Here is a 21382-nt window from a genome sequence, read left to right on the forward strand (position 1 = left end):
ACTTACAAATCTGTAAGCTTGCTGAAAGGAAAATCCATACCTACCTTCTCTCATTAACGATAAACTATCGATAGAAAATAAGATGGAGGTAGGATAATGAATCAACCAGTATTACATGTAAGTCATTTAGATAAAGTGTATGGAAAGAAAAACGAGAACCAATACCATGCTTTAAAAGATGTTAATTTTGATATTCAGAGCGGAGAGTTTGTCGGAATTATGGGACCTTCTGGTGCAGGGAAAACGACATTATTAAATGTTATCTCCACGTTAGATCAATCTACTAGTGGTACGATTGAAATTGCCGGCACCAATATAACTGCGATGAAGCAAAATCAATTAGCAGATTTTCGTTCGGAACAGTTAGGGTTTATCTTCCAAGATTTTAATCTTTTAGAAAATCTGACCGTCTACGAAAATATAGCGCTTCCTTTGTCCTTAAAAGGAGTTCCTTCAAAAGACATTAAGCCAAATGTATTAAAAGTAGCCAGCAAACTTGGTATTCAAGAAATCATCGATAAATACCCAGTAACCATATCTGGTGGTCAAAAACAGCGAGTGGCTGCAGCTCGAGCACTTGTGCATGAACCAGCAATGGTTCTAGCTGATGAACCAACTGGGGCATTAGATTCAAAAAACGCCAAAAGCTTAATGGAAACCTTGGTACACTTAAATGAAAACCATCATACGTCCATAATGCTTGTAACGCATGATCCGTTGAGTGCAAGTTATTGCCAGCGAATTTTGTTTATTCAAGATGGTCAATTATATAAGGAAATTCATCGAGATACAACAAGAAATAGCTTCCATCAAGAAATACTTGATGTACTTGCTGAATTTGCAACTCCGAATGAATTGGATTAGAAAGTAGGTGATAAGATGTTAGTAAAATTGACTATTTCTAGTATGCGAAAGATGTTTAAAGATTATTTAGTATTATTATTTGGACTTACGATATCCATTGCGATTTTCTATATGTTTCAGACACTTGCACAGAATAAAGCCTTTATCGAATCGAATGCAATGATTAGTTCGGTTGTGTTTATCTTTCATGTAGGGTCGGTGATCTTAGGGTTTATCACGATATTCTATATTTTCTACGCAACTTCTTTTATTCAAACATTGAGACAAAAAGAAATGGCTATGTATATGACCTTAGGTGCAAAAAAAGGAAAAATTACGCAATTAATGTTTTTTGAAACATTTTTTATTGGTGTTATTTCCCTTGTTGTAGGAATTTTCCTAGGCATTGGATTGGCCGTTGGAATTGCTGAATTGTTTATGTGGCAATTAGATTTTCAAGGGGAGGGATTTAAAGCAATCTATCCTTCTTCTATTCTTACAACAGTTATTTTCTATATTGTATTATTCTTGCTTACCTCACTTGTCAATGCATGGCAAATTGGTAGAAAAAATGTATTAGATTTATTAAAAGCTGAACAAAAACAAGATATTGTAAAAACAAACGGTATCAAGACGTTCATCGGTGCACTCTTAGCCATCATTCTAATCGGAATCGGCTACTACGCCATGACGGAAATAGAAAAACTGCAACAATTTGGGGTGATCCTGGCAACCGTTACGATTATACCCGGCACCTATTTTATATTCATTTCTCTTCTGCCGTACGTTGTGAAAAAGCTAAAGCAAAACCGTCGCTTAAATGAAACAGGAATAAATTCATTTACGCTTGGTCAATTACGTTTCCGAATGCTTCATTTAACCCAGGTGCTTGGTACAGTAGCAATGTTAATTGCTCTTGGATTAGGTGCAATGACTGCCGGGATTTCCTTTTACCATAATATTGAAACCCAATCCTCCATGTACCATGCAAATGATGTAGTTATTCATCAGCCTACGGAGGAAGATTTGCAGACTCTAAAAGAAATGACGATAACCGAACAACACGCTTATTCGTATAAAATAAATGACAATGGCATCTATTATTTAAAACAAGATTTAGTGGAAAATGCCCCAGAAGTAAAAGCATATGATGCAGAATTTGAATTACCTAAAACCAAACGAGTGAATGAACCATTGCCTGCAGCTCGTTATTCCTTAAATGGGGAAGAAGGAACAGAAGAATTACCAGAAAATTGGTGGACAGCAATTTCGACAGAGCTTAATACCAGTTATAATATGTTTGGGTCTCTGCCAGTATATGTATTAAATGCAGAAGAATACCAAAAAGTTGAAGCCGATGAGCAATCCGTTATCTTAGTGCAAGTGGATGACTTTATGAATTATTTGTCGCAATTTGAAACCATTAATGACAACCAGACGGAACTAGCCGAAACCTATTTAAGAAAACCCGTTGAAAACAATGGGGGTAAATACGGCAATTATTTGGCTTTTAAAAGCATTGCAAGTGGTACTATCTTTATGGGACTTTTCTTAGGTGTAGCTTTCTTAATGATGATGGCAAGTGTATTGATGTTTAAATTACTTTCAAGCGCTGGCGCCGACGTTCATCGTTATCATATGTTACGGAAAATCGGTGTGCGAAGATCATTATTAAAACGATCCATTTACCGTGAGCTATTCTTATTGTTCCTGTTCCCTGCATTAGTAGGTTTAGTACATGTTATTGTCGGCATGCAAATGTTCTCTTTCATCATTATCGAACCGTATACAAAAATTTGGATACCCATCAGCATCTTTTTTGTCATCTATGGAATATATTACTTGATTACCGTTCATCTATATAAACGAATTGTACTACCAAAAGAAGTGTAATCCAGTAGACCAAGTAAAACCTTTGGTAATAAATGGCGCTGTCAAGATTTGTTTTTCAAGATCTTTGTTAATAACACTGCTCATGCTCTCTGAGCTTTCAAAAAAGCTGCCTAGTAAACCGTTGTTACCTGACAGCCCAAGAGTCTCTTCCTCGTCTAGCTGGGATAGCCAATTAGATGGAGGAGGAGTCTTTTTATTCTGCTTTAATAGGAAAGAACAATCGCCACAAGTCGTATTAAATATTATGTGATTGTTTGGATCTACGGATCGCCATAAATAATAAATATAAATATAAGAGAACTGATAATAATACGGAACCACCAGCAGTTAGATAAATAACAGCATAGTTGAATACTGAAGCTATCTGCCCAAAGATGATTGCACCTAAACCAACACCTAAATCAAAAAACGAGAAAAAGGTGGCATTTGCCATCCCTTTTCGATTTCCTGGTGCTTTCTCAACTGCCCAAGCTTGCAGAGCTGGTTGTACTGATCCAAAACCAAGCCCATACATACCTGCAGCTATCAGCATTACGAACGTATTTGGCAGCCATGCAAGTAATAACATTGCTCCAAAGATGAATACCGTTCCAGGGAGAAAGACATAAATATGGCCTTTCTGATCATAAATCTTCCCTGCAAATGTACGAGAAATCATGAGAAAAACAGCATAGACTAGAAAATAAGATTCAATACCGGCAATACTTTTCTCAGCTGCGTGTAATGGCAAAAAAGTTGCAATGCCACCAAAAGTAAATGTAATAAAAAATAAGAGCAGTGCTGGTTGTATAGCAGTCTTCTCAAAGATATCAAATTTCATTGTCACGGTTTTATCTTTTGACTCCTCTACTTGCTTATACCGGATGCGGCTAGAAAGGATAAATGCAACCAATCCCCCAGAAGCGCAAATTAGGAATAGCTGCGGGAAGGTAATTACATCAACCAATGTTAATCCAAGGGAAGGTCCGAATGCTAAAGCTATATTTCCAGATAACCCAAAATAGCCCATTCCTTCTCCACGACGCTTTTCCGGAATGATATCTGTGGCAATTGTCCCTGTTGCTGTTGTCGAAAATCCCCAACCAATTCCTTGTAAAATACGGATTAACAATAAAAATACAATACTTGTTACAAAAGCAAAAGAACCAACTGAAATTACAAATACAGCAAGACCGAACATATAAACAAAACGTCTTCCTTTTGACTCCAGTGCATGACCAGCATAAGGCCGCATCAGGAGTGCAGAAAACGTAAAAATCCCTACGATAATTCCCACAAGTTGGTCACTTCCGCCCAACTCTTTCACAAACAAAGGCAGGGTGGGCAATGTCATTTGGAAACCAAGGAAAATGAAGAAATTTGCTAAACAGATCAAGACGAAATCGCGTGTCCAAATCTTTTCAGGTTGTTTCTTCGTAACAGCTTGTGGTGCATCCATGATATCCCTCCTTTTTCTTCGATACCCGAAATATATTATACAGAAAAGGAAAGAGAAAGCAATGATAAGATATTACTAAAATCATCCAAACTCCTTTTATCTCGATCTCCTTTTTTAATTGTTTTTCTCCCACCCTCTTCATTATTAAAACAACAAAAAAGCTTATAGAAAATCATCTACAAGCTAGGATTCTTGAACTGTAGCTACACACCTAAACGACAACATGTTGTTCAGCAAGTTCATTCAGTTTCTGAACAATCTTTTGTTCAATAGAGGAACAAAATGGTATGGTTTCTTTTGCAAAAGGTGCCAATTGGTGATGATGGCCAATCATAATTGAATGGCTGGCATGTTGAAACATAGTGACGTCATTAGCATCATTACCAAATGCGACATACGCTTGTTCCTTTATTTCTAATTGTTGGAGACCACTCCATTTATCTACTCCTTTTGGACTTATATCTAATACCCGCTCCCCTTCATGTCTATGTATAACTACATCTAATTTTTTAATTGCCTCTCTACATCATTCATGTTGGATGATTCCAGTAATACTACTTTGATAACCGTCTCTATCTCCATCTTAGGAAGGTTACGTGCTAATCCGTTTGGGTCCACCTTCCCTCTGATTGGATGATCAATTGCCCCTGTATAGGAATAATTCCACAAACCATCTATTAAATATTGGCTTGAGAAATGTTCAATAATTTCTTCGATACGTTGAAATGTATTTCTATCAAAGCAGGCTGTCGATGTGACTTTTCCATTATCTTGAACGATCGCACCATTTCCACCTATCAGTTGATGGTGATGAAAACGACTAGGAAGTACTGGGAGTAAATCTCTTATTGGTCTTGCAGATGCAAAGATTAATTCATGCCCTTTCCTTTCTAATTGCTCTAAACCTTGAATAATAGGTTCTGATATATACTCTCCGTTAAAACAGATTGTTCCATCTAAATCAAATACAAACTTCACTATAATCCCCCCTATAACCGTTTTAACGATATAGCTTTTCGCATATCTTGCAAAGCCAATTTTGCGTCTTCTCCCTTAGCAATCATGACGTTCGTATAAAGAACATCAATCAAGCTTAATTCCGCAATTCTAGATGACAGTGCTTCCGACCGGAATTCTGTTTCTTCTGCTGCTGTATACAGTAAGATGTCCGCTTCCTTGGTTAGTGGAGATTTAGCAAAATTAGTAATTGCAATGGTGGTTACTTGCTTCTCTTTTAAAACATGTAATAAATCCATCATATCCTTGGTAGAACCAGAATGTGAAATTAATACAGCAACATCTGCACTACTCAGTTGAGATGCTGACATTAGTTGCATATGTGCATCGAAATTTGAGTTTACATGAATGCCACTTCGAATGAATTTATGATAAGCATCCAACGAAACGATGGCCGATCCACCGATTCCAAAAAACTCTACCTTATTTGCTTGAACCAGTGTCTGTACAGCTCTATCCATCGCATGTACATCTATGATTTGCAGTGTGTCTTCTAATGTTTTTATATTGGAACGAAATACTTTTTCCCCAACCGTTGCAATGTTATCTCCATCGCTTATCTTTTCGTGAATATCTTTCATCGGCGTAACTATCTCTGCAGCCAATGCTATTTTTAAGGCTTGATAACCCTTAAAACCAATCCGCTGACAAAATCGAAACACGGTAGATTCTGCAACTTCGAGGTCTTCTGCCACCTGATTAATCGTATGGTGAATGATATCTTGGGGATGTTGCAAAATATAATCAGCGATTCTTTTTTCTTTATCACTAAATTTACCATAATGACTGCGGATCCTCGCCAACCCATGCTGTTTTTTCTTATCCATCTAGGAGTACTCCTTCTTCTCAATCTATCTGGTATCTATTATATACGAAAAAAATTTCTTTTAAAATAATTGATTACGGAAAAATTTTTGATATAATGAATCCGTTACACACTAAAATGTACATCATGAGGTGAAAATATGGAAATCGGTATCATTGGACTTGGAAAAATGGGGTTAAACTTAGCCCTTAACTTATTAGATCATCATCACCATGTCTTTGGATATGATGCGAACCCGGAAAGTGCTACAGCAATTTCCCATAAAAACTTTCAGCAGCACCATTCTGTTCGGGACATGATCCAAGATATGGAAACACCCCGTACCATTTGGCTAATGGTGCCTGCTGGCGATATTACAGAGAGAGTAATTGCGGAGATTACACCATTATTAGATAAAGGAGATACCATTATCGATGGTGGTAATTCTAACTACAAAGATACAGTGAAACGTCATCAACAACTATCTGAAAAAGGCATTTATCTATTCGATTGTGGTACAAGCGGCGGAACTGATGGAGCCCGTAACGGTGTATGTATTATGATCGGCGGTGATGCTGATAAATTTAAAGAGATTGAACCGTTATTTAGCGATATCGCTGTTGAAAACGGCTATCTTTATACGGGAAAATCAGGAAGCGGTCACTTTTTAAAGATGGTTCACAATGGTATGGAATACGGCATGATGCAATCTATTGCTGAAGGATTTGATATTCTTCATAAAAGTGATTTTGATTATGATTATGAAAAAGTTGCTAAAGTATTCAACCATGGTTCTGTCATCCGTTCATGGCTTATGGAATTAATGGAAAATGCCTTTTCAAAAGATGCTAACCTGGATGAAATTCGTGGTATCATGCATTCATCTGGAGAAGGGAAATGGACAGTAGAAACAGCACTAGACTATCAAGTTGCTGCACCTGTTATCGCATTATCCCTTATGATGCGCTACCGTTCATTAGAAGATGATACGTTCACCGGCAAAGTCGTCGCTGCACTCAGAAATGAGTTTGGCGGACATGCTGTAGTTAAAAGTTAATATAAATAGAAATAATTGGACTGGACATTACGATAGCTGCAAACTTAAAAGACGATATATAGGATTAAACGCCTGATCTATCGTAAATAAAAGAAATCGTTGTTGACATCTCGAAATGTCCACCCCGTGCTTAATCACATTAGCCTTGGCATACCCGTGCGTGAAAAACAAATTTTAAACAGTAATCGGGTCTATGAGGGTCTGAATTTTATAAGATACTGGTTTAAATTCGAGCATTGTTTTACTTATGCTAATACCGAATCCCTATTTGTAAGCGTTTTGTAAAATAGGATGGATGGCTACGAGTAGAATATCGTGATTGGTCATTAATACAATAAAACTATTCCATTTGTTAAAACCAATCGTAATAAACATAAAGAGGGAACATATTGTTCCTTTTCTTTTAGAGGTAGAAGGAGGAACAGCAATGAGTCAGGCAACTTATTATCTTGGTGTAGATATTGGCACGACAAGTACGAAAGCCGTACTTTTCAATAAACAAGGGGAAGTTATTACCAATCATACAATTAATTACCCATTACACACACCCAATCCTTTAGTTGCGGAACAAGATCCAGACGAAATATTTAATGCTGTCTCTACGTGCATTCGCGAAACAGTCAGAAATAGTGAAATCAATCCTGGACATCTCCAATTTGTCTCCTTTAGTTCTGCTATGCATAGCTTTATCGCAGTAGACAAAGAAGGCAAACTCTTAACGAATAGCATTACTTGGGCTGACACCAGAAGTGCGACACATGCTGAACAGATTAAGCAAAGTGAATACGGCCATCTTATTTATCGCCGTACAGGGACACCGATACACCCAATGTCCCCACTATCTAAATTAGTATGGCTAAAAGATGAGAAACCCGAACTATTTAATCAAGCTGCAAAGTTTATCTCAATTAAAGAATATGTTTTTTATCGTTTATTTGGGAAATACGTCGTTGATCATTCCATTGCATCTGCCACTGGACTATTGAATCTAGAGAAGTTAGATTGGGATACAGAAGCTTTAGAAGTTGCAGGAATTACTTCAAAACAATTGTCCACCCTTGTACCAACTACAGAAGCATTTAGCGGGTTAGACGAAGAGTTAAGCAATTATATGGGAATTCATAGCACAACTAAATTCATCATTGGTGCTAGTGACGGCGTGCTTTCTAATCTCGGAGTGAACGCTATTGAACCTGGCGTAATTGCGGTAACAATTGGTACAAGCGGTGCTATCCGTACCGTATCTGACAAACCACGCACGGATCCTAAAGGCAGGATCTTTTGTTATGCCTTAACGGAAGATCATTGGGTTATTGGTGGACCAGTTAATAATGGAGGGATGATTTTACGTTGGCTCCGCGATGAGTTTGCAGCAGCGGAAGTAGAAACTGCGAAACGTCTAGGTATTGATCCTTATGATGTGTTAACTAAAATTGCATCCGGTGTAAATCCAGGTTCTGATGGTTTAATTTTCCATCCATATATGACTGGTGAACGCGCACCATTATGGAATGCGAATGCAAGAGCTTCTTTCTTCGGTTTAAGTATTCATCATGAAAAGCAGCATATGATCCGTGCTGTCTTAGAAGGTGTTATCTATAACTTATACACCGTATTGCTTGCGTTAGAAGAACTAACCGGGGAACCGAAACGAATTCAAGCGACTGGTGGGTTTGCTCGTTCAGAAATGTGGCGACAACTTATGGCAGATATTTTTGATAAACCGGTCGTTGTACCAGAGAGTTATGAAAGCTCTTGTCTTGGTGCAGTAGTTCTTGGAATGTATGGTACAGGGGAAATTAGTGATTTCCGTATTGTTTCAGAGATGATCGGCCACACACATACACATCATCCAAATGACGATACAACGACGATCTACCGTGAGTTATTACCTATCTTTATAAGGTTGTCTCGGATTCTAGATGATGAATACAAAAGCATTGCTGATTTTCAACGTAAGTATTTAAGCGATAAATAATAAATTAAAACGAGACCGGTGATTGTGACCAGGTCTCGTTTTTCAATATAATTGATATTAGGACCTGTTTCAGGTAAGATTCAAGCTCGTTAAATAGAGTAAAAACCTAACTAAAAAGGGATGGGGTAAAAGGTTTATTACCTATAATTGCTCAATTAACAAATAGATACCGGTGAATAGTAATAGCACATAGGTTAGCTTTTGAAATAAGGCTTGGTTTATTCGCTTAAATAAAAGCTGACCTAATAGTAAACCAATAGCAACTAATGGAAGTGCAGATATACTTGATAACCATATTAATTTCGAAGTACCAGCAGCAACGACCTGGATGGCTAGGCTAACAAAGTAGATAAATAAGTAAAAAGCCAATGTTGTTGCGCGAAGCTTCTCTTTTTTTGTGTGTGTTCCTGAAAAATATAATAGAATTGGCGGTCCAGGCATTCCAATACTTGTCGTAAACGCACCAGAAAAACCACCTGCTATATAGTCACGTTGCTCCGTTTGGTTCATTTTAAAGCGGAGTAGTAATAATGCCGTTAACAATAAAATAATAATACTAATGATTAACTTAAGAACATTCACTTCCATATACAAAAATACGGCAAGACCAAGTGGCAGACCTAGAACACTTCCCCACGCAAACCTTCTCACAATGCCAACATCAACATCTTTTTTGATGTTATTTATTAAAGCAAAAGAAATGACGAGCGAAATAATTAAATTGATTTGAATCGCTTCTCTCGGTTCAAAAATTAATAGCAATAGCGGAGTTGCAATAATTGAAAAACCAAAACCAGTACTTGTTTGTAAAATAGATGCAGCTAATATAATTATGGAGAAGAGTAAAATTGATGCCAAAGGTCCCACCTGCTTTATTATAATATACATTATATATGCATTATTGTATCAGAGATACGGTGCAGATGTCCTTTAACAAAACAAATCCGAGTCATATTGACACGGATTTGTTTTGAGTCCTATTCTTCTATAACTCCACAGGCAACACGGTCTCCCGCATCACCAGATGGTTGTGATTGATAGTCATCTTCACCAGCATGAATAACTAATGCCGTACCACCATCTTTATAAAGGGAGTTGTCTTTTCCTTTTTCTAACGTGACCATCTCTGCAGTTGCTTCTGTATTGACAGTACCATCTTCTGCCACTTCTATATTAGGGAGATCTCCAGCATGGGGGCCTTCCGGATCGTCTTTACCATGATTCGTGTTGGTTGGATTAAAGTGCCCACCTGCTGATTTGAAATCAGGTGCTTCACACGAACCTGCCTCATGAATATGGAAACCGTGCATGCCTGGAGAGAGATTTTCTCCTTCTAGATGGATATTGACGCCATTTTCACCTTCAGTTAACGTCGCTGTCCCAACTACTTTGTTATCTGCATCCTTCAACGAAACAAGTACTTCTTCTTCTTTTGTAGCATTATCTGGATCGCCTGTTGTATCTCCATTCGTTTCTTCCTCACTTGTATTATTATCTGTTGCACTATCCTGTTGTTCATCATTCGTTGACCCACAAGCTGCTAACACCAATACAAGGACTCCAATAATTAGATAAAGGTACCAACGCTTCATACCTTAAACGCTCCCTTCGACGATGTTTATAAACATCATTCACGTTTACATAGGAGGTTAAACATAAATGAGACAGATTGCTTCCAAAGCCCTATTCCATTTTCGGGTTTCTTTACTAGATTAATTGGGTACATCTTAATTAGGAGGGATTTATATATGGGAATATTTGATAGCATGATGGGGAATGCCTCAGAACTTGATACGGCAAAAGCAGAACAGGAAGTAGCAGAACTATTAGCAACGTCTGAACAAGTAGAACATGCCTATAAGCTTATTCGAGATATGATGATTTTTACCAATAAGCGACTGATTCTGTTAGATAAACAAGGTGTGACCGGAAAGAAGATGGAATACCATTCACTTCCATATAAGAGCATTACCCATTTTTCCGTAGAAACAGCCGGGACTTTTGATCTAGAGGCAGAATTAAAAATTTGGATATCAGGCAATGCTGAGCCGATTCAGAAAACATTTAATAAACAATTGAACATTTATAAGGTGCAATCGGTGTTAGCTAATTATGTATGCGGTTAATGAATGTGATTAAACGATGACAGTTTGATCGTTTCCCTTTTTGAGGATACGACCGACTCAGCCGATGATGTAACTAACTATTTTACCTGCTTCACCATTTTAATCGGATAAAAATAGCAAAGTACCCGAATCTGATTGTAAGGATTTGGGTTTAATTTTGGAGTTTATTTAGCAGTACTCTCTACTGTATGCATTGCTTTTACAATAACTGCATATCTAATCCATTTATTCTTTAACATCAATGAGATAAATTTTATCTTCAAAGGCGCCTCGTTCTTCTGCTTTTGCCTTGCGGATATTATCCAGCTCTTCAAAAGATGCTCCATGTACTTGTGAAAGAGCTCGAATCAATTCAAGGATATCAGCCAGTTCTTCAAGCGATTGTTCATCTTCCGTTGTGTTTAAGTATTCTTCCAGTTCTTCTGCTATTTTTTCACGTAATTGGTGAGCAAAGGCTTCATCTGACAGGGTGATTGTGTTTGCTTCTTTTCCAGTTATCGCTATTATAGCAGGCATTTTATCACGAATTAACTTTCGATAGGTTGGCATAGGCTCCTCCTCTTTCCACTAATTAATCATTATATACTTCTTCATGGTAACGTATTTGTACTCTTTTTACGAACAAAAAACAGCCAAGATATCGCTTAGAAGTCTTGGCTGGAATAGTAATCTCCAAACTCACGCTAATTTCATGGTATGTTTCCTTTTTGTTGTTTTGCGTTTTAGAAATGGAATTATCCATCTGTCGAGACCATATCTACCGGCATTGTAGCCAGCAATTAATAAGAAGATGGTTAATAGAACCATTTGCGCATTAGTACTTACTGTACCACTAAAAAGAAAGGCAAAGTTCATCGTTATTCCCATTAGAGCTGCAAAATTAGTAAAGATACCTAAAATCAGTGCAATCCCTACAAGTAGTTCACCCCACATCACAAGAACCGTAAATAAATCTGCATTTGGTAAGGCTACTTTTTCAAGAAATAGAGGCCACCAACCTTGGACAGCGGGGTGATCACCTCCGGCACTAGCAATTGCACCTTGTAAGAAACCGGTGGCATCAAATTGACCACCCGTTAATTTTCCATACCCCGCTGTAAGCCACTCGTAACCAATATACAAACGAATAAAAACTAAAATACCTGCTGCTACATAATGTTTGCGAATGAAATTCATCAACATCTTCTACCAACTCCTTCAAATTTGAATGCTCAACATTTCACAAGTTAGTATAACTCTCTTACACTTTTAGTTTACAACAGAAATATAAAACATCTACAGATATGTGCACAATTTCACAATTAATCCATAAATTTTCGTCTAATTCATGAAATATAAGAAAGCGTCTTGACATTTACACCCATTCACTTATACTGTGTATATAGATATACACAGTATAACAGTAGGAGGAGGTTTAATCATGAAGGATTGGAAGGAAGCGTATCAACTGGCAAAGCTCGAATTAAGTCAGTCTTGGCAGGGTTTTGTTTTTACCTTTTGTTTTTACATGTTCGTGCTGTCTTATCTTGCCGTTTCATTGGAATCTTACTTAGAAAACGATTTTATGGGCTATGATTTCTTTTTTCTTCTTCTATTTTCGATAGCGGGCATGTGGATGAAGCCAAAACAGTTTCAAGTTCAAAAACAAACGGAGGGTTTTTTAGCAGCTCCAATACTCTTAATGCAATTACAATTGCCAATAAGACAGGAAATTCTTATAAAAAGTCGATTTATCATTTATTTCTTTTACTCTTTTCCTTGGCAAATTATTTTATTGGGAGTGTATTATTTCATCACTCCAATCCAAGACGTGTTATCTTTAGTCTCTTATATCGCATTTTGTCTCATTTGGTTGTCTGCCAATGTTTATATTGGCACTGTTTTTCCCATAAGTGATGCAGGTGAAAAAGGATTTACTACTACAAAACTAGGCACAGCTTTAACTGTAGTGATAAGCTTATTCGCAGTATTTCTTCTATTTTTGATAATCTATGCGCTCTCGGATCATGGTGTTGTCTATTGGACAATTGTATTCGCAGAAAAATGGCCGTTAGTATCTTCCATTATATCTATTATTATTGCATATTTCGCCTTGCAAGCACACCAAATTTATATGAAAAAAGTAATCAACAAAGTGGATTATGTATAGGTTAGAGAGGAGGTATAATCATGGAACTACCGATACGTCTTTCTAAATCATCTCGAGAACCTATCTATCATCAGATAGAAAATCAGTTGAAGGCATTAATTGCTGGTGGTCAACTACCTGAGGGAACACCTTTGCCATCTATACGAGCACTATCTAAAGATCTTGAAACAAGTGCGATTACCATTCGACGAGCTTATCAAGACCTAGAATATCAAGGATTTATCCAAACAACACAAGGTAAAGGTACGTTTGTAGCCCAAGTTGAGGATTCGATGAAACAGCAAGTAAAGGTCTCAGAGGTGTATCAAACAATTGAAAATGCTGTAGAAACTGCACTGAGCTATGATTATACCATTGAACAAATTAAAGAAATCTTTACAGAAGTCATTGACTCGCATAGAAAAGGAGGTTCTTAAACACAATGAAACCCATCATGGAATTCACAAATATTGAAAAACGACTCGATTCGCTCCATATTGGACCAATTAACTTATCGGTTGAACCTGGAACAATCACTACAATAGTTGGTACAAACGGAGCTGGCAAAAGTACTTTATTGAAGCTTATGATGAATCTTGTAAAACCTGACCAAGGGAATATCAAGTTATTGAATTCATTTGTTCATGGTCCGGATGAGAACTGGAAAAAAAATATAAGCTACCAGCCACAAACTGCTGTAGGATGGAATGCATTTACAGGAAAGTCACTGAGGGATTTTATTGCGCCTTTGTATCCGAACTGGGATGAAGTGTTATTTAAACGAATAGTAGAAGCTTTCAATATTCCACTAAATAAAAGTTTTGTAGCATTATCACAGGGTATTCAGCAAAAGTTAAAACTCGCCCTAACTTTACCCAGAAATACATCCTTACTCCTATTGGATGAACCGACTGCTTATATGGATATTCCTGCTAAAGAACAACTGATGAATTTTATCGTAGAGTGGATGGAGCATGGCCACCGCGCGATCGTGATGGCAAGTCACCAATCTGCAGATATAATGAAACTTTCTGATTATCTCGTCGTATTAAAACAAGGAAAACTAATAGATATCTTTGAAAAAGAGACATTAATCGATACGCACAAGCAATATTGGTTTAATGAAGCCCTTCCAGTTGAGAAAGTACCAGGGGAGTTGTTTCGGAAAGCAACGCAGCTGATTTCTAATAACCCAGAACGAACAGAAGCCTATCTCCATCAACATGGTATCGCTTGGACAGCTTTAGAATCATTAAACCTAGAAGAAATTATTACTTTAATATTAACCAAGTAAAGGGGAGGATTTTATGGGGACCGTTCTAACAGTAAAGGATTTAGGCAAGGCATTTAAGGAACGGAAAATTATTTCTAATATCTCTTTCGAAGTCAATCAAGGAGAGATTATGGCAATACTCGGCCCAAATGGGGCTGGGAAATCAACCACAATTCGTAATATCATGGGGATCATGTATCCAGACGAAGGTACAATTACATTTCACCATCGTCAAGGAGAGACAATACCTAGGAATAAAATTGGGTATTTGCCTGAGGAAAGAGGGCTATATAAAAACGTGAATGTAATGGATATCCTCTTGTATTTAGCTGAATTAAAAGATTACCCTTTAGACAGAGCAAAACAAAGGGCGTTAACGTATTTAAAGAAATTCGACCTGGAAGGGAAAGAAAAAGTAAATGTTGAAGAACTTTCAAAGGGAATGGGGCAAAAAGTCCAATTTATTGCTTCCATCATCCATGAACCAGAGCTGTTAATACTCGATGAACCATTTTCCGGACTAGACCCTGTAAGTCAAGAATTATTCAAACAAGAGATCTATCAATTAGCCAAAAATGGCACATCTATCCTTTTATCTTCCCATCAAATGAACCTAGTTGAAGAAATGGCAGATCGACTATTTATGATTCATCGTGGCCAAAAAGTGATATATGGAAAAATGGAAGATGTTAAAACAGAATATGCCAACTTTAAATGTACCATTAGGGGCTTTAATAATAAGGCAGCCCTAGAGCAGCTGCCAGATATCAACCGTTTGGAGCAAGAAGGAGATCAAAGTATTCTCTATCTCAATAAAGATGTACATCCAGCTAAATGGTTACAACAACTACCAGCTGATCTGCAGATTCAAGAACTGACCATAGATCGGGTCTCCCTTCATGAAATCTTTATTGATATTGCCACAGATCGCAATTTATTACAGGAAGAAGGTGACGTATATGCATAATACGAAGAAAGTTGCCAAATGGGAAATAAAACGGAATTTAAAAAATAAAACGTTTATTATTGGAATGTTCCTAACCCCTATTCTTATCGTTGGATTTATGCTATTAGGAGATTTATTTGGAGGGTCAGATGATGATAACCAAGAGACAACAAACGTATTCATTAATGATCAACTAGCCATCTTTTCAGAATTAAAACAAACCGTTGAATCGGCGAATATACCTTGGGATTTACAACAAACTGACTTGACAGAGGAAGAAGTGAGCAATGCCTTAGCGGATACAGAAGATACTGCTTATTTATTTTTAAATGAACAGAATTTAAATCAAGGAGTAGTCCCAGCATATACTTCAGAAGATATCGCCCCCTACTTTATGGATCAAGTACAAGTAGTTACTGGGCCACTTCAAGCTTTGCAAATACAAGAATTAGGTTTAACTGAAGACGAAAAAAATACACTTACACAAGGAATTCAAATTAAAGAAATTACAACAGAAGAACTACAAGCACAGAATCAAACAACAAGTGAAACAAATCCAATGGAACGAATTGTACCTGGGGCATTTGCTGGTTTTATCATGTTATCCATTGTATTTACAGGAATGGCAATCTTTCAAAGTGCATCACAGGAAAAGAAAGATAAAATTGCTGAAATTATTTTATCTTCCGTAACCCCAGCTGATTTAATGCAAGGTAAGATTCTTGGATATTTCGTGTTAGGTCTTTTGCAAGCTGTCCTATCTATATCCATTGTATTACCAGTGGTTGCATGGAAATTCGATCTCACGATTCTTGAATATTTACTCGTCCCTGAACTATTCTTGTATATAGGGATCGCTATCTTAGGTTACTTACTTTTTGCTTCTATATTTGTAGGTGTAGGAGCAACGATGGCAGATGTTTCAACAGCTGGAAACTTTCAAGGTATGGTCATGATGCTACCATTTTTACCATTCATTTTTATCGGACCAGTTTTGTCTGATCCTAATGGCTTAATGGCACAGATTGGAACCTATATCCCGTTTACCTCACCTGGAGTATTGTTATTACGACTTACAAACTTAGAGCAATGGCCATGGATGGAGATCGGTATTTCTCTCATCATTTTACTGCTTAGCGTGTGGTTCTTTATGAAACTAGCTGGGAAAATTTTCAAAATAGGAATCTTGATGTATGGTAAAAATGCTACTCCAGCAGAAATTTGGAAATGGATTAGAGCATAATGAACAGGAAAACGCGGAGAGATATGATACTTCCTCCGCGTTCCTTTAATACCATGATTTCAAGATTAAAATCACAAATCTTCCTATAAACTTCACTGCTGAAACGAATAAATTAGCTGCTTCAATAATAAATCCTTCTAACCAATCCCTGTCTGTTTTCTCTTGCTTCCGCTTTATAAACACTCCCCCTTATTTTGATTATTATATGTCTTTTTTTGCCTTTTGCTTCCTTTTCCTCTTTCTTAAATAATAAATACTGATACTAATTACAAGGAATAAAGATACAATGAATGTATAACTTGGAACAGGTCGAACGTTAAATGCATATATCCATTGATCAAGCAGATAAATGTCGTTCCGATCGGTAACAGATTGTGGTGTAAAAACCACGAATTCCTTCCAATTCTCTTCCAGCATTAGATAAGATCCAATCCAAGAAGTCAAAAAGAAAGTGTAAATCATGATCAATACTAGAATCAAAAAGGGAATTATTTTTTTCATAAGTCATACTCCTAGGACGCTATTTTCACGAAAAGGCTTGATTAATACAACCATCATGCCTGGGAACTTTCGTACCCATATTATTATGCCATACCAACTGTACCTCTCTCTAGTAGGAAGACAAATTGTATGAAAGGATACGAGGCAAGAGTGAGTGTATCTGAAGTACTCTTCAGACCGTCATTCCAGTTAATGAAGACAATTGCAAAATACACCGCTTAATTATTATAAAAATCATAACTTGTAAAGTCATATCGAACACACTATTTCCCCGGAAATAATCTTGTAGATCGTTTATTACTAATCCCTTTATATTTAATAAGATTCTTGTCTTACTTCTAAATCCCCTGCAAAAGAATACAATTTAAGAAAGAAATCTTTCCATATTCTCTATGGATTACAGGCCATGTAATTCATTCTAGTACATGTCACGAGGGAGGAAGAAACATGAAGATTGCCGTATTTCATGGATCCACTAGGTTCAATGGAAATACCGAATACTTAGCCCATCATGTCGTACCAAAAGAAAAAGGATCACATATTTATCTTCGCGATTACAACGTACAACCAATCGTTGATAAACGTCATTCTAAAGAAGGATTTCCTCATGTAGAAGACGATCATACTCAACTTATTGATCAAGTACTTGAGCATGACATTCTTGTATTCGCCACACCAATTTACTGGTACGGAATGTCAGGACCAATGAAAACATTTATTGATCGTTGGTCGCAAATTCTAAGAGACCCTGATTATACGCATTTTCGCGGCGCCTTAGAGGGAAAGAAAGTTTACCTTGTACTTGTCGGAGGGGATCATCCGCATGTAAAAGGGCTGCCACTTGTCCAGCAATTTAATTATATTTGCCAATTTTTTAAAATGTCCTTGGAAGGATATGTAATTGGGCAGGCTAGAAAACCTGGGGATATGGCTGAGAACAAACATGCACTTGAGGAAGCCTCTCGATTAATTAAAGAGGACTACCACTAAAATGTAAAAAAACCAACTGCAAAAATAGCAGTTGGTTTTTTAGTACGTTTTTTAACTAACAGATAAGTTTCTTTAAATTACTAAAGTTAAACGCAATGAAATCCGATATTAGAAGAGGTTAGCAATAAAGCAAAAAGGGTATGTTAATCGCTTGTCTTTATATTTTTTTGCTTATGCTGTATATCTATCAATCTTCCTGGACCATTTTTTTATTCTAGTACTTCTGATTGATTTTTAAGTTTTATAGTTTACTTGTAGAAAATCTTGGTAAATACTGTTTATTAAATACAGTTATTTTTAAGGAGGCAAGCTTACATTGAAATTTATCTATACTATTATTACGAGTATCGCGTTATTACTTGCTTCTACGTTCTTTTTTCCAAGCGAAGGTTATGCAGCCAATGGCGATGTATATCAAGTAGGAGGTATGGTTCTAAACGTTCGGAGTGATGCATCGACTGAAGCACCAGTTGTCGGGAAACTTCAAGCAGGTGACCAAGTAGTCGAATTCCAAGAAAAATATGGATGGATCCAAACCTACTATGACGGAAAAGAAGCTTGGGTTGCAAAACATCATTTGCGAAAGATTGGGCAGATGAAAAGGGTACAAGCTAATGAAGAAAACGTAACTGTAAAAGCAAATAGCACCAACATTCGATCAGGTCCAGGAACGAGTTATCCAGCTATTGGTTCGTCATCATCAGGAGATACATATCGTTTACAAAAAACAGAAGGCGACTGGCATCAAATCGTTCTTGCTAATGGGGAATATGGATGGGTGGCATCTTGGTTAACCGACACAAAGGGGGAACCAATCCCGGCTTCTAACGAGTCAGCAGCTACGGTTCAAGCACCAGAGCAGCAAGCATCCAGCACATCCTCAGATTTAACCTCACTTGATGGGTATAATATTATGCTTGACCCAGGTCATGGCGGAAGGGACTCTGGAGCTGTAGGAATTAATGGTGTACAAGAGAAGATGGTAACACTGGCTACAGCTCATGAGGTTGCTGAACACATACGTGATGCTGGGGCAAATGTAATCATGACAAGAACAAATGACAACTATATTTCTTTGGAAGAACGTGTGGAGATGAGTGACGATTACTTTACCCATGCATTTGTTAGCATTCACTATAATGCATTCCCAGATCCAAGTGCAAATGGAATGAATACCTTTTACTATTCACAGACTACGGATCAACAATTGGCTGAAAATGTCCATGGCTCCCTCGCATCTAAAGTTGATTTACAAGATCGCGGAATCCTTCGCGAAGGGTTCCGAGTGATACGAACGAATAATGCACCTTCGATTCTATTAGAATTAGGTTTTATTACAAATGCGAATGATCTAGCAATCATTCAAACAGATACATTTAAACAACAGGTTGGAGAAGCGATTACTACTGGATTACAGAACTATTTCCAAGCTAAATAACATAAAAGAAAATAAAGAGAGCTATCCTCATCTCTGGATAGCTCTCTTTATTTTCTTTTCAAATACATACTGTTCTCCTTTTCTACCAAACACTCTTTTTCTATTATCCTTGAAGCCCGCACATTTATAAACATATTGTGCTGCTGTATTTATGATTGACCCCAAGAACGATTTCATCTATTCCCAAAAAGTTCTGCCGTATAAAAGCATCTAGTATTTTAAGTGCCTGTTGAGCAATACCTTTTCCTTGCAGGCTATAATGAATAGAAAAAGCTCTGAGAGCGAAGGCATTCTGATTTGTGCTATACGCAGCTTCCGAGTCCCTTTCCAAAGTAAAAAATCCTGCTACTTGCTGTTGATATATAATAACAATAGGATATACTTCTTTACCTTGTTCGCAACTTTTTAATGCATCTTTTGGAATTGCCGTATACTGCAACTGATCTTCTGATAAATAATAAGACTCAATATCTTTTTCGTAGTTCTGTTGGTAGAACGCTAACAAAACGGTTGCTAACAATTGGAGCCACCCTCAATTTGCTTCTTAGCATAAATCATACTTAATATTGGATTAAACGTATAGGTTTCTACTTGATAATCATTTGTTTTAAACCAATCTATCAGAACAGATCGATCGGCATAGTACTCATCTTCTATTGAGTAAACAGCTACTTTATTGCCTGTGTTCGTAAAATGATCGATAACTGCTTTCCGATGACTCTTGTTTTGAAACATGAGATCCACCATACAAATTTCACCTTCCGGCTTTAAAACACGATCCATTTCTTCAAAAGCCATCAACTTTTGTTCGTCTTCAATATGATGTAATGCATAACTAGAAACAATACCATCAATTTGATGATCCATAACTGGTAATGCTAGAAAATGACCATTACGTGTGTCAATTTCTGGATGCTTCTTCTTACATTCATGTAACATATTTTTAGATTGATCAATACCAATTACATTCACTCCATGGGCTATAAATTTGGAGCCTAAGTTTCCTGTTCCAATACCAATATCTAAGCACGTATCCCCTTTTTTCAACTGAATGGTTTCTACTACTCTTTTTAAGGCTCTTGTATAGTCCTGATGAACATTAAAATGATACCCGTGCATTTTTAAGTTTTGATCATAATCGACTGCTTGACTATCAAAATTCCATTTATCTTCCCAGCTTTTTCGAATCGATTTTAGATTTTTTAAATGCTCGGACAATTCGAGTATCTCAGACATTTCGGTTTGGCCATCGTTTGAGCGTTCTAACATTTGATCAATCGTTGCAATCATGTCTTTCAATTCTAACCATTTTTCAAATAGTGCCGATCGTTGAATGTTTAAGTATGAGTTTATACTTCTACTCCCGTCATTTAATAATTGTTTAATCTCGTTAATCGTGATACCGATCTCACGCAATGCTAATATTGTGCTTATACGAACAAGATCTTCCTCTGTAAATATACGGTATTCATTTTCTTGTTTAATCGGATGAATTAATCCTTTTTCTTCATAAAATCGAATGGTTCTTGTCGTTGTATTTAACTGTCTTGCCACTTCTTTAATTTGCATATAGTACCCCCCTCTGCCTTTAACAATAAACGTTTACGTTGCGTTAATGTAGAGGAGATAATTTGAGCATTTCCTATGTTTTTATCTATTATAAATGAAAACTTTCGATAACAGATGATATACTGAAGGAAATTAGG

Annotated in this window: 24 protein-coding genes and 1 pseudogene; 12 read left to right on the forward strand and 13 right to left on the reverse strand. The window is 36.9% G+C overall.

Annotation, left to right across the window (positions count from 1 at the left end):
- The first annotated feature begins 96 nt into the window (after window positions 1–96).
- The gene (locus tag JKP73_RS05295; RefSeq protein ID WP_021289937.1) at window positions 97–864 is read left to right on the forward strand and encodes an ABC transporter ATP-binding protein; all 768 of its coding nucleotides are present in this window, start codon (window positions 97–99) and stop codon (window positions 862–864) included.
- Window positions 865–879: 15 nt separating this feature from the next.
- The gene (locus JKP73_RS05300; RefSeq protein WP_200410965.1) at window positions 880–2736 is read left to right on the forward strand and encodes an ABC transporter permease; all 1857 of its coding nucleotides are present in this window, start codon (window positions 880–882) and stop codon (window positions 2734–2736) included.
- 235 nt (window positions 2737–2971) lie between these two features.
- Here the strand turns inward: JKP73_RS05300 and JKP73_RS05305 are convergent, their stop codons facing one another.
- From JKP73_RS05305 to JKP73_RS05315, 5 genes and pseudogenes are all read right to left on the reverse strand, one after another.
- The gene (locus tag JKP73_RS05305) at window positions 2972–4174 is read right to left on the reverse strand and encodes an MFS transporter (protein ID WP_021289939.1); all 1203 of its coding nucleotides are present in this window, start codon (window positions 4172–4174) and stop codon (window positions 2972–2974) included.
- A gap of 211 nt (window positions 4175–4385) precedes the next feature.
- The gene (locus JKP73_RS23050) at window positions 4386–4535 is read right to left on the reverse strand and encodes a hypothetical protein (RefSeq protein ID WP_234447056.1); all 150 of its coding nucleotides are present in this window, start codon (window positions 4533–4535) and stop codon (window positions 4386–4388) included.
- A 12-nt stretch (window positions 4536–4547) separates the two neighbouring features.
- A pseudogene (locus JKP73_RS23490) lies at window positions 4548–4688 on the reverse strand (HAD-IIB family hydrolase); the annotation flags it as partial.
- Window positions 4676–5152 carry an HAD hydrolase family protein gene (locus JKP73_RS23060; RefSeq protein ID WP_234447057.1) on the reverse strand — a complete coding sequence of 159 codons (477 nt, stop codon included), beginning with the start codon at window positions 5150–5152 and terminating at the stop codon, window positions 4676–4678. The gene JKP73_RS23060 and the pseudogene JKP73_RS23490, both read right to left, overlap by 13 nt.
- A gap of 11 nt (window positions 5153–5163) precedes the next feature.
- The gene (locus JKP73_RS05315) at window positions 5164–6018 is read right to left on the reverse strand and encodes a MurR/RpiR family transcriptional regulator (protein ID WP_021289941.1); all 855 of its coding nucleotides are present in this window, start codon (window positions 6016–6018) and stop codon (window positions 5164–5166) included.
- A gap of 138 nt (window positions 6019–6156) precedes the next feature.
- Here JKP73_RS05315 and gnd point away from each other — a divergent pair, with 138 nt between their 5' ends.
- Window positions 6157–7053, forward strand: a complete 897-nt coding sequence (gene gnd, locus JKP73_RS05320) for a phosphogluconate dehydrogenase (NAD(+)-dependent, decarboxylating) (RefSeq protein WP_021289942.1) — start codon at window positions 6157–6159, stop codon at window positions 7051–7053.
- Window positions 7054–7480: 427 nt separating this feature from the next.
- On the forward strand, window positions 7481–9031 hold the full coding sequence (gene gntK, locus JKP73_RS05325; protein ID WP_021289943.1) for a gluconokinase: 1551 nt from the start codon (window positions 7481–7483) through the stop codon (window positions 9029–9031).
- Window positions 9032–9172: 141 nt separating this feature from the next.
- On the opposite strand, the gene JKP73_RS05330 is transcribed toward gntK, so the two are convergent.
- Entirely contained in the window at window positions 9173–9919 is a 747-nt protein-coding gene (locus tag JKP73_RS05330; RefSeq protein WP_051738997.1) for a sulfite exporter TauE/SafE family protein, read from the reverse strand.
- An 89-nt stretch (window positions 9920–10008) separates the two neighbouring features.
- Complete coding sequence (locus tag JKP73_RS05335) at window positions 10009–10623, reverse strand: superoxide dismutase family protein (RefSeq protein WP_021289945.1); 615 nt, start codon at window positions 10621–10623, stop codon at window positions 10009–10011.
- 156 nt (window positions 10624–10779) lie between these two features.
- On the opposite strand from JKP73_RS05335, the gene JKP73_RS05340 reads away from it, so the two are divergent.
- Window positions 10780–11157, forward strand: coding sequence for a PH domain-containing protein (locus JKP73_RS05340; protein WP_021289946.1), 378 nt, complete (start codon window positions 10780–10782; stop codon window positions 11155–11157).
- A 225-nt stretch (window positions 11158–11382) separates the two neighbouring features.
- Here the strand turns inward: JKP73_RS05340 and JKP73_RS05345 are convergent, their stop codons facing one another.
- Both JKP73_RS05345 and JKP73_RS05350 read right to left on the reverse strand, forming a co-directional pair.
- Complete coding sequence (locus JKP73_RS05345) at window positions 11383–11706, reverse strand: nucleoside triphosphate pyrophosphohydrolase (RefSeq protein ID WP_021289947.1); 324 nt, start codon at window positions 11704–11706, stop codon at window positions 11383–11385.
- A gap of 129 nt (window positions 11707–11835) precedes the next feature.
- Complete coding sequence (locus JKP73_RS05350; RefSeq protein ID WP_021289948.1) at window positions 11836–12339, reverse strand: DoxX family protein; 504 nt, start codon at window positions 12337–12339, stop codon at window positions 11836–11838.
- Window positions 12340–12577: 238 nt separating this feature from the next.
- On the opposite strand from JKP73_RS05350, the gene JKP73_RS05355 reads away from it, so the two are divergent.
- From JKP73_RS05355 to JKP73_RS05375, 5 genes are read left to right on the forward strand one after another with little or no spacing between them, the layout of a single operon-like run.
- Window positions 12578–13306 carry a hypothetical protein gene (locus JKP73_RS05355; RefSeq protein WP_021289949.1) on the forward strand — a complete coding sequence of 243 codons (729 nt, stop codon included), beginning with the start codon at window positions 12578–12580 and terminating at the stop codon, window positions 13304–13306.
- 20 nt (window positions 13307–13326) lie between these two features.
- On the forward strand, window positions 13327–13722 hold the full coding sequence (locus tag JKP73_RS05360) for a GntR family transcriptional regulator (protein ID WP_021289950.1): 396 nt from the start codon (window positions 13327–13329) through the stop codon (window positions 13720–13722).
- A 5-nt stretch (window positions 13723–13727) separates the two neighbouring features.
- Window positions 13728–14579, forward strand: coding sequence for an ATP-binding cassette domain-containing protein (locus JKP73_RS05365; RefSeq protein WP_038242022.1), 852 nt, complete (start codon window positions 13728–13730; stop codon window positions 14577–14579).
- Between the two features lie 13 nt (window positions 14580–14592).
- Window positions 14593–15525: an ABC transporter ATP-binding protein gene (locus JKP73_RS05370; RefSeq protein ID WP_021289952.1), complete on the forward strand. Its 933-nt coding sequence runs from the start codon at window positions 14593–14595 to the stop codon at window positions 15523–15525.
- Complete coding sequence (locus tag JKP73_RS05375; protein WP_021289953.1) at window positions 15518–16747, forward strand: ABC transporter permease; 1230 nt, start codon at window positions 15518–15520, stop codon at window positions 16745–16747. The genes JKP73_RS05370 and JKP73_RS05375 overlap by 8 nt, the downstream gene beginning before the upstream one ends.
- Before the next feature lie 45 nt (window positions 16748–16792).
- Here JKP73_RS05375 and JKP73_RS05380 read toward each other — a convergent pair whose 3' ends face one another.
- Both JKP73_RS05380 and JKP73_RS05385 read right to left on the reverse strand, forming a co-directional pair.
- Window positions 16793–16930: a hypothetical protein gene (locus JKP73_RS05380; protein ID WP_021289954.1), complete on the reverse strand. Its 138-nt coding sequence runs from the start codon at window positions 16928–16930 to the stop codon at window positions 16793–16795.
- Window positions 16931–16948: 18 nt separating this feature from the next.
- A complete protein-coding gene (locus tag JKP73_RS05385) occupies window positions 16949–17248 on the reverse strand; it encodes a DUF4306 domain-containing protein (protein ID WP_051738996.1) in 300 nt (99 codons plus the stop codon).
- A gap of 447 nt (window positions 17249–17695) precedes the next feature.
- On the opposite strand from JKP73_RS05385, the gene JKP73_RS05390 reads away from it, so the two are divergent.
- Both JKP73_RS05390 and JKP73_RS05395 read left to right on the forward strand, forming a co-directional pair.
- A complete protein-coding gene (locus tag JKP73_RS05390; protein ID WP_021289956.1) occupies window positions 17696–18238 on the forward strand; it encodes a flavodoxin family protein in 543 nt (180 codons plus the stop codon).
- A gap of 316 nt (window positions 18239–18554) precedes the next feature.
- The gene (locus JKP73_RS05395; RefSeq protein WP_021289957.1) at window positions 18555–19676 is read left to right on the forward strand and encodes an N-acetylmuramoyl-L-alanine amidase family protein; all 1122 of its coding nucleotides are present in this window, start codon (window positions 18555–18557) and stop codon (window positions 19674–19676) included.
- 124 nt (window positions 19677–19800) lie between these two features.
- On the opposite strand, the gene JKP73_RS05400 is transcribed toward JKP73_RS05395, so the two are convergent.
- Both JKP73_RS05400 and JKP73_RS05405 read right to left on the reverse strand, forming a co-directional pair.
- Window positions 19801–20196, reverse strand: coding sequence for a GNAT family N-acetyltransferase (locus JKP73_RS05400; protein ID WP_160806856.1), 396 nt, complete (start codon window positions 20194–20196; stop codon window positions 19801–19803).
- Entirely contained in the window at window positions 20190–21245 is a 1056-nt protein-coding gene (locus JKP73_RS05405; RefSeq protein ID WP_038242003.1) for a MerR family transcriptional regulator, read from the reverse strand. Before JKP73_RS05405 ends, JKP73_RS05400 begins: the two co-directional genes overlap by 7 nt.
- Window positions 21246–21382 lie beyond the last annotated feature (137 nt).

This window comes from Virgibacillus salexigens, assembly GCF_014905415.1.
In the GTDB taxonomy this organism is placed as follows: Bacteria; Bacillota; Bacilli; order Bacillales; family Amphibacillaceae; genus Virgibacillus; species Virgibacillus salexigens.